Origin of the sequence: Streptomyces sp. N35 (assembly GCF_016464295.1) — a bacterium.
In the GTDB taxonomy this organism is placed as follows: Bacteria; Actinomycetota; Actinomycetes; order Streptomycetales; family Streptomycetaceae; genus Streptomyces.
In genome coordinates this window covers 1-7,149 of record NZ_JAEIMH010000165.1, presented here as the reverse complement: position 1 = coordinate 7,149, position 7,149 = coordinate 1, and the positions used below count along the sequence as shown (strand labels likewise).

The following is a 7,149-nucleotide window of genomic DNA, read 5'->3' as shown; positions in this document are numbered from 1 at the left end:
CCCCCCACGGGGGGCGGGGCCCCGGGGCCCCCGGGGGCGGGGGGCCCCCCCCCCCCCCCGCCGACGCCGTCTCCCTGCGCGGCCGCGGCGGCGCGGGCTTCCCCTTCGCCAGAAAGCTGCGGGCCGTCGCCGACGCGGCGATCAAGCGGGGTGTACGTCCGGTCGTGGTCGTCAACGCCAGCGAGGACGAACCGGCCTGCCGCAAGGACACCGTTCTCGTCAACCGCGCTCCGCATCTGATCCTCGACGGCGCCCTGCTCGCGGCCGAGGCGCCGGACCCCCGCCGGCGCCCTGCCCGCGGCCGAGGCGCCCGGCGCCGGCACCCTTGTCGTCGGCGTGACCCGTGACTCGACCGAGTCGTCGATGCCCGCCGCGCTCGCCGAGCGCGGCCTGTCCAACCGCCGCAGCGCCGCTCTGCGCGCCCGCGTCCAGCGCAACCCCGAGCGCATGGTGACCGGCGAGGCCTCGGCCCTGATCCGCTCCATCGACGGCGGACCCGCGCTGCCGCCGGGCCGCCGGGTGCGCGCCGCCGAGTCGGGTGTCGGCGGTGCGCCGACCCTGCTGTCCAACGCCGAGACCTTCGCGCAGCTCGCGATCGCCGCCCGTATCGGCCCGTCGCGCTACCGCGGCACGGGCCTGTACGACGAGCCCGGCACCGTGCTCCTCACCGTTTCCGGAGCGGTCGCGCGGCCCATGGTGATCGAGGTACCGACGGGTGTCCCGCTCCGTTACGTCCTGCAGCTCGCCGGCGCTCCCCCGCTCCCCCAGGGCGTGCTGACCGGCGGCTATCACGGCAGCTGGCTGAACGCGATCGCCGCGCACGACGCGGTGGTCTCGCGGGCGTCCCTCGATGCGCTCGGCGGAGCGCTCGGCGCGGGCGCGATCCTGCCGATCGGCCAGGAGACCTGCGCGCTCGGCGAGGGACTGCGCGTCGCCCAGTGGCTGGCCGACGAGAGCGCGGGCCAGTGCGGCCCCTGCCGTCTCGGTCTGCCGGCGGCGGCCAGCGGTCTCGCGGACGTCCTGAACGGCGGCGGCCCCACGGCCCTGGAGGCGTTGCGCGAGATCACCCGCGCCGTGAAGGGGCGTGGCGCCTGCAAGCACCCGGACGGTTCGGCCCGTTTCATCGCCTCGACGCTCACGGCGTTCAAGGACGACCTCGCGATGCACGTCCTGAGCGGCGGCTGCGGCCGCGAGACCCGCGGGGTGCTGCCGCTGCCCATGCCGGGGCTGACCGATCCGGGCGCACCGAGCGGTGAACGTCTGGTCGTCGACTGGACCCTGTGCCAGGGCCACGGCCTGTGCGCCGATGTCGTACCGGAACTGATCACGCTCGGCCCCGACGGCTTCCCCACGGTCTCCGACGCGGGCGTCCCGCTGGCCCTGCGCGGCCGCGCCCAGCGCGCGGTACGCCGCTGCCCGGCCCTCGCCCTGCGCCTGGAACGCACCGGGGACCAGCTCCCGGCCCCGTCCCGCCGTGCGGCCCTGCCGAGCGCACCGGGACGCAAGGCGCTGGGGAGCGGCTGGAGTTGAGGGCCCGGCCGGGACGGACCCGGCCCTACGCGAGCCCGAAGGTGACGGCGACGCGGAGGCCGCCCCCGGCCCTGGCCGTCGCCTCGATCCGCGCCCCGTGCGCCTCGGCGATGGAGCGGACGATGGACAGCCCGAGGCCGTGTCCGCTCTGGTGTGCCAGCCGGTCCTGGGCGAGGCGGCGGAACGGCTCGAAGAGCTCGTCGACCCGGTCGGCGGGCACTTCGGGGCCCGTGTTGACCACCGTCAGAGTGCGGCCTTCGAGCGTCACGTCGACGCGGCCGCCGGGATGGTTGTAGCGGATGGCGTTGCCCACCAGGTTGGTGAGGAGATGACGGAGCAGGACCGGGTCGCCGAGCACGTCCCGGGCCCTGCCCGTCACCACCACATCGACGGACATCTCCCGTGCGGGCGCGGAGAGTTCGGCGGCCGCCTGGCGCGCCGCCACGCCCAGGTCCACGGGCTCGGTGGCACCGAGGCCGCGGTCGCTGCGGGCGAGCAGCAACAGCGCCGCGATCAGTTTCTCCGCGTCCCGGTTGGCGGCGAGCAGATCCTCGCGTACCTCGTCCAGGCCGTCCGGCAGCGGATCGGCGAGACCGACCTCAAGACTGGTGCGCTGTACGGCGAGCGGCGTGCGCAGCTCGTGCGAGGCGTTGGCGACGAAACGGCGCTGGCTGTCGAAGGCGCTCTCCAGCCGGTCCAGCATCGTGTCGAAGGTGTCGGCGAGTCGGTGCAGTTCGTCGTCCGGACCGGTCAGGGCGAGCCGCTCGTGGAGGTTGTGGTCGCTGATCCGGCGGGCCGACTCGGTCATCGCGGTGATCGGCCGCAGCGCCCGCCCGGCCAGCCACCAGCCGAGCAGCCCCGCGAGCAGTGCCATGACGAGCAGACCGATACCGGACCAGAGCAGCATCTGCTGCAGCGCGGCGTCCTGCACCGCCTGCACGGTCTGCTCGGTCTTGCGGATGGCGAGGCCGTCGAAGGCGGCCGGATTCCAGGGCGGCGGCACACTCGCATCCTCGCCCGGCCGGACCGGCTGCACCGGCTGTGCCTGGCCGGCGTCCGGGCCGTCGGTCACCGGCAGGAACTCCATGCCCTGCACTTTCTGTGCTGTGCCATAGCGGGCGAGCAGCACCACGAAGGCCAGCAGCCCCACGCCGGCGAGCAGGAAAAGGCCGCTGAAGGCGACCGCGAGGCGTGCGCGGAACGGGAGCCTGCGCAAGGTCAGCCGCACAGCCGGTACCCCTGTCCGGCGTCGGCGAGGATCAGGCCGGGATCGCCGAGTTTGCCGCGCAGCCGGCTGATGGTGGCGCGGACCGCGGTGGTCCGCGGATCGAGGTTCTCGTCCCAGACCGTCCGTACGAGCTCGTGGTGCGGCACGGCATCGCCGCCCGCCTCCATGAGCAGCCGCAGCACGGCGAACTCCTTCGGCGTGAGCGCCAAAGCCCGCCCGCGCACGGTCACCTCGCGCCGAGCCCGGTCCAGCGTGATGCCCGCGTGCCGCAGTACGTCCGGCGGCGCCTTGGGGACGCGGCGGCTGAGTGCGCGGATACGGGCGACGAGTTCGGCGAAGTCGAAGGGCTTGGCCAAGTAGTCGTCGGCGCCGAGCCGTTCGAGCCCGTACACCTTGTCCTCCAGGGCGCCGGCGGAGGTGAGCATGAGGATCCGCGGCGGGTCGACGAGCTCGCGCAGTCTGCGGCACACCTCGTCGCCCGTCATCACCGGCAGATCGCGGTCGAGCACGAGGACGTCGTACTCGGTGAGCAGGCACATCCGCTCGGCCTCGTCGCCGGAGGCGGCCAGGTCCACCGCGATCGACTGCCGCCGAAGCCCGGTCGCGATCGTCCGCGCGAGGACCTGATGGTCTTCGGCTACCAGAACCCTCATCCGCGCACTCTCATACGCCTCATGCAAGCAAGCGGAACGTTGCAGAGATATAAGCAACTGGGCCGACCGGGCATCGGCCCCTGTGGCGCCCGCTCCCCGGAGACCGGCCACGGCCCCTCTCCCACCTGGCCCCGGCGGCCGCTGCTTATCCCGCCGTAACAAGCCTTATCCCCCTGCAAAGCCCTGCCTGGTGTGCTCGGCGCCATGAACTTCGTCAAACGGGCCGGCCTGAGCCTGGTCGCCCGCAAAGGGAAAGCGGCCCTGCTCCTGGGCGTCTTCCTGGTGGTGTGCGTGCTGCTGCTCGGCGGCTTCCTGCTGCAGGGCGCCATGGCCCGCCAGGAGGACCGGGCGCAGCGCCGGATCGGCGTGGACGCCACGGTGCGCGCCGACCGCCTGACCGCCGAGCGCGCGGCGCGACTGGCACGTGATCCGAGCGTCCAGCGCTACAACCCGCTGCTACGGGGCGCGCCCCTCATGCCGGACGGCAGGCTCGTCGTATCCGACGCGCCACGCCCGCCGGACAGCCGGCCGCAGCGGGACGGGCCGGGTCTGGTCGGGCTGCGCGACTCCGAGATGCTCCTCGACTTCGCCACCGGCCGGAGTTCCCTGATCGAGGGCCGTCCCCTCACCCCGAAGGACGCCGACCGCGATGTCGTCCTGATCGGCGAGCGGCTGGCCGGGCTCAACGGGCTCTCCACCGGCGACAGGATCACGCTGACCTCGCCGGACGGGTCACTGCGCCGGACGTACGAGATCGTCGGCATCCACCGCGACGACCGTGCGCGCACCCCCGGCACCTGGGTGGAGCCGGCCGGGCTCCTGGCCAACCAGATCTACGCCCCGCTCGGCGCTCTGGGCGATCTTGGACTCGGCGGCCGGCTCGACGAGGCGGTGTTCAAACTGGGCTCTCCGGACGAGACCGGGCGGCTGCACGCGGCAGCCCAGCGGCTGCTCGGCGACGCCGGCTTCCGCTTCGACGTCAACGACAAGGCGTACCGGGAGCAGGTGCAGCCGCTGCGGCGGGTCGGCGCCTTCGCCGGGGCGCTGGTCCGGCTGATCGCCGGAGCGGGCACCGTGATCCTCGCCCTGATCGTCGCGCTCACGATCCGCGAGCGGCGCGACGAGCTGGGGATGCTGCTCTCGCTCGGCGAGAAGAAGTGGAAGCTCGTCGGCCAGCACACGGTGGAGGTCACCGCCGTCGCCCTGCCCGCGCTCGCACTCGCCGCACTGGCCGGTGCCACCCTCGCCGGGACGGCCTCGCAGTTCCTTCCGGGCCACACGGCAAACGCCCTGCTGCCACCCGCCGAACTGCGGATGGGCCTCGCGGACCTCGGCAGGGTCGCGGGCATCGGCCTCGCGATCGCGCTGGTCGCGACCGCCGTGCCCGGCATCGGCATCCTGCGCCTGCACCCCCGCTCGATCCTCACCGACAGCGAATAACCCCCCTCCCCCTCACCAAGAGAGCCGGTCGGACACCGACATGAACTTCCTCAAACGCGCGGGCCTGAGCCTGTGGTCCCGTAAGACCAGAACCCTGATCACCTTCAGCACCTTCGTGGTCATCTCCGTGATGGTGCTCGCGGGAGTCCTCATCAAGGACGCCACCGCCCGTGCCTCCGACGCCGCCCAACGCAAGATCGGCGCGGAGGTCACCCTCGGCGTGGACATGGATGCGCTCGCGTCCTCGGGACAGCTCCAGGCGCCGCAGATACGGACCGGCGTGATCGACAGGATCGGCACGTCGCCGCTGGTGGACAAGTACACCTACCGGTCCTTCAACGGCGCCTCCCTGCAAGGCGGCAGGAAGCTGCCCGGCAAGCCCCTCTACCCCGAAGTGCCGGCCTCGACCCTGGCCTTCGGCGTACTGGACTCCTCGCTGGAGCCTGACTTCGCGAGCGGCAAATGGAAGCTGCTCTCCGGCAAGCCGATCACCGGCGCGGACCGGGACAAGAACGTCCTGCTCGTCGAGGAACGTCTGGCCCGCGAGAACAACCTCAGGACCGGCGACAGGATCAAGCTCGGCGAGAACGACCCCGAGGGCAAGCGCACCGCCGAGTTCACCGTCCAGGGGATCTATCGGGACCCGTCCGACGCACCCGACCCCGAATGGCAACTCGACCCGGGCAACCGCCTGTTCGTCACCGCCGGAGCGCTCAGCAAGCTCAACGGGGAGGATGCGGCGACCGTGGGCGCGGCGACCTTCCAGCTCAAGGACCCGGCGGCGTACGAGGAGTTCAAGGCGCAGGCCGAGAAGACCGCCGGGTCCTCGTTCAAGGGCTTCGAACTCGGCATCAACGACAAGGCCCTGCGGCAGATGACAGGACCGCTGTCGTCCGTCTCCGGCACCGCCACCGCCGGCATGTGGCTGATCGGCGTCGCCGGTGCCGCGGTACTCGCTCTGCTCGCCGCGCTCGCGGTCAAGCAGCGCCGCGCCGAGTTCGGTGTGCTGCTCTCGCTCGGCGAGCGCAAGGGGAAGCTGATCGCCCAGCAGGTGGCGGAGATCGTGGTGGTCGCCGTGCTGGCCATCGGCCTCAGCTCGCTGTTCACGCAAACCCTGACCGAGCGGGCGGGCAACGCTCTCGTACGGGACGAGGCGAGCGCCGCGCAGCGGAAGCTGGACGCCTGGAAGCCCCCGCCGCCCGGCTCGACGGGCCTCCAGGAGGGCATCGACCAGGACGCCGGACCCGTCGAAGGCGCCGACCCGATCGACCGGATCACCGTCCGGCTCGACAACGGCTCCCTGGCCACCGTGGCGGGCCTCGGCCTCGGGATCGGCCTCCTCGCCACCGCCCTGCCGGCCGCGTCCGTACTGCGGCTGTCCCCCCGCTCCATCCTCTCGAAGGGGAAGTGACCATGAACGACGCCACGTCGACCGCGCCGCCCGTCCTCGAGCTCACCGGCCTCGGCCATACGTACTCGGGACAGCGCCGCCGGACCACCGTGCTCAAGCAGATCGACTACAGCTTCGAGCGCGGTGTCTTCTACGCCGTCCTCGGGCCCTCGGGCAGCGGGAAGACCACACTCCTCTCGCTGGCCTCGGGCCTGGACGCACCCACCGCGGGTTCGATCGCCTTCGACGGGACGGACCTGCGGACCATCGGTCTGGGCCGCTACCGCAACCGGCACGCCGCCACGATCTTCCAGCAGTACAACCTGCTCACCTACATGACGGCGGTGCAGAACGTCACCGCCGCCATGGAGATCACCAAGGTCCGGACCCGCGACAAGAAGGCCCGCGCCCTGGAGATCCTCGAACGAGTCGGCCTCGACCGGCACCACGCCACCCGCAACGTCCTGCGGCTCTCCGGCGGCCAGCAGCAACGCGTCGCCATAGCCCGGGCGCTGGCCTGCGACGTCGACATCCTCTTCGCCGACGAACCGACCGGGAATCTGGACGAGGACACGGCCCAGGGAATCATCGGGATCTTCCGGGAACTCGCCCATGAGCAGAACAAGTGCGTCGTGGTGGTCACCCACTCCCAGCAACTGGCGGCCCGGGCCGACCGCACGCTCACCCTGCGCCGGGGCAAGGTGACGACCACGCCCGCCCCCTGACCGGGGTGTGGGTGGCGAAGCCCCCACAACGCGCGGCGAAGCCGCGCAGAAACGACGAAAGCGACCCGGTCCGCACTTTCTGCGGACACAGGTCGCCTTCGCTGAAGTGGAGCTAAGGAGAATTGAACTCCTGACCTCCTGCATGCCATGCAGGCGCTCTACCAACTGAGCTATAGCCCCTTG

5 protein-coding genes, 1 tRNA gene and 1 pseudogene are annotated in these 7,149 nt (G+C 72.2%); 4 read left to right on the top strand and 3 right to left on the bottom strand.

The features are described 5' to 3' along the window. Positions 1–1,530, top strand: a pseudogene (locus JAO81_RS41225) (NADH-ubiquinone oxidoreductase-F iron-sulfur binding region domain-containing protein); the annotation flags it as partial. A 25-nt stretch (positions 1,531–1,555) separates the two neighbouring features. Here JAO81_RS41225 and JAO81_RS41220 read toward each other — a convergent pair. Both JAO81_RS41220 and JAO81_RS41215 read right to left on the bottom strand, forming a co-directional pair. Next, positions 1,556–2,758 (bottom strand): HAMP domain-containing sensor histidine kinase, encoded by a 1,203-nt coding sequence (locus JAO81_RS41220; protein WP_199553145.1) that lies wholly within the window; start codon positions 2,756–2,758, stop codon positions 1,556–1,558. After that, positions 2,749–3,411 (bottom strand): response regulator transcription factor, encoded by a 663-nt coding sequence (locus tag JAO81_RS41215; RefSeq protein ID WP_199553144.1) that lies wholly within the window; start codon positions 3,409–3,411, stop codon positions 2,749–2,751. Before JAO81_RS41215 ends, JAO81_RS41220 begins: the two co-directional genes overlap by 10 nt. A gap of 204 nt (positions 3,412–3,615) precedes the next feature. On the opposite strand from JAO81_RS41215, the gene JAO81_RS41210 reads away from it, so the two are divergent. Genes JAO81_RS41210 through JAO81_RS41200 form a run of 3 tightly spaced genes read left to right on the top strand, consistent with a single transcriptional unit; the run spans position 3,616 to position 6,966 of the window. Continuing rightward, complete coding sequence (locus JAO81_RS41210; protein WP_199553143.1) at positions 3,616–4,851, top strand: FtsX-like permease family protein; 1,236 nt, start codon at positions 3,616–3,618, stop codon at positions 4,849–4,851. A 40-nt stretch (positions 4,852–4,891) separates the two neighbouring features. Further along, entirely contained in the window at positions 4,892–6,262 is a 1,371-nt protein-coding gene (locus tag JAO81_RS41205) for an FtsX-like permease family protein (RefSeq protein WP_199553142.1), read from the top strand. 2 nt (positions 6,263–6,264) lie between these two features. Further along, the gene (locus tag JAO81_RS41200) at positions 6,265–6,966 is read left to right on the top strand and encodes an ABC transporter ATP-binding protein (protein ID WP_199553141.1); all 702 of its coding nucleotides are present in this window, start codon (positions 6,265–6,267) and stop codon (positions 6,964–6,966) included. A gap of 107 nt (positions 6,967–7,073) precedes the next feature. On the opposite strand, the gene JAO81_RS41195 is transcribed toward JAO81_RS41200, so the two are convergent. Continuing rightward, positions 7,074–7,146: transfer RNA gene (locus JAO81_RS41195), tRNA-Ala, on the bottom strand. Positions 7,147–7,149: the final 3 nt, after the last annotated feature.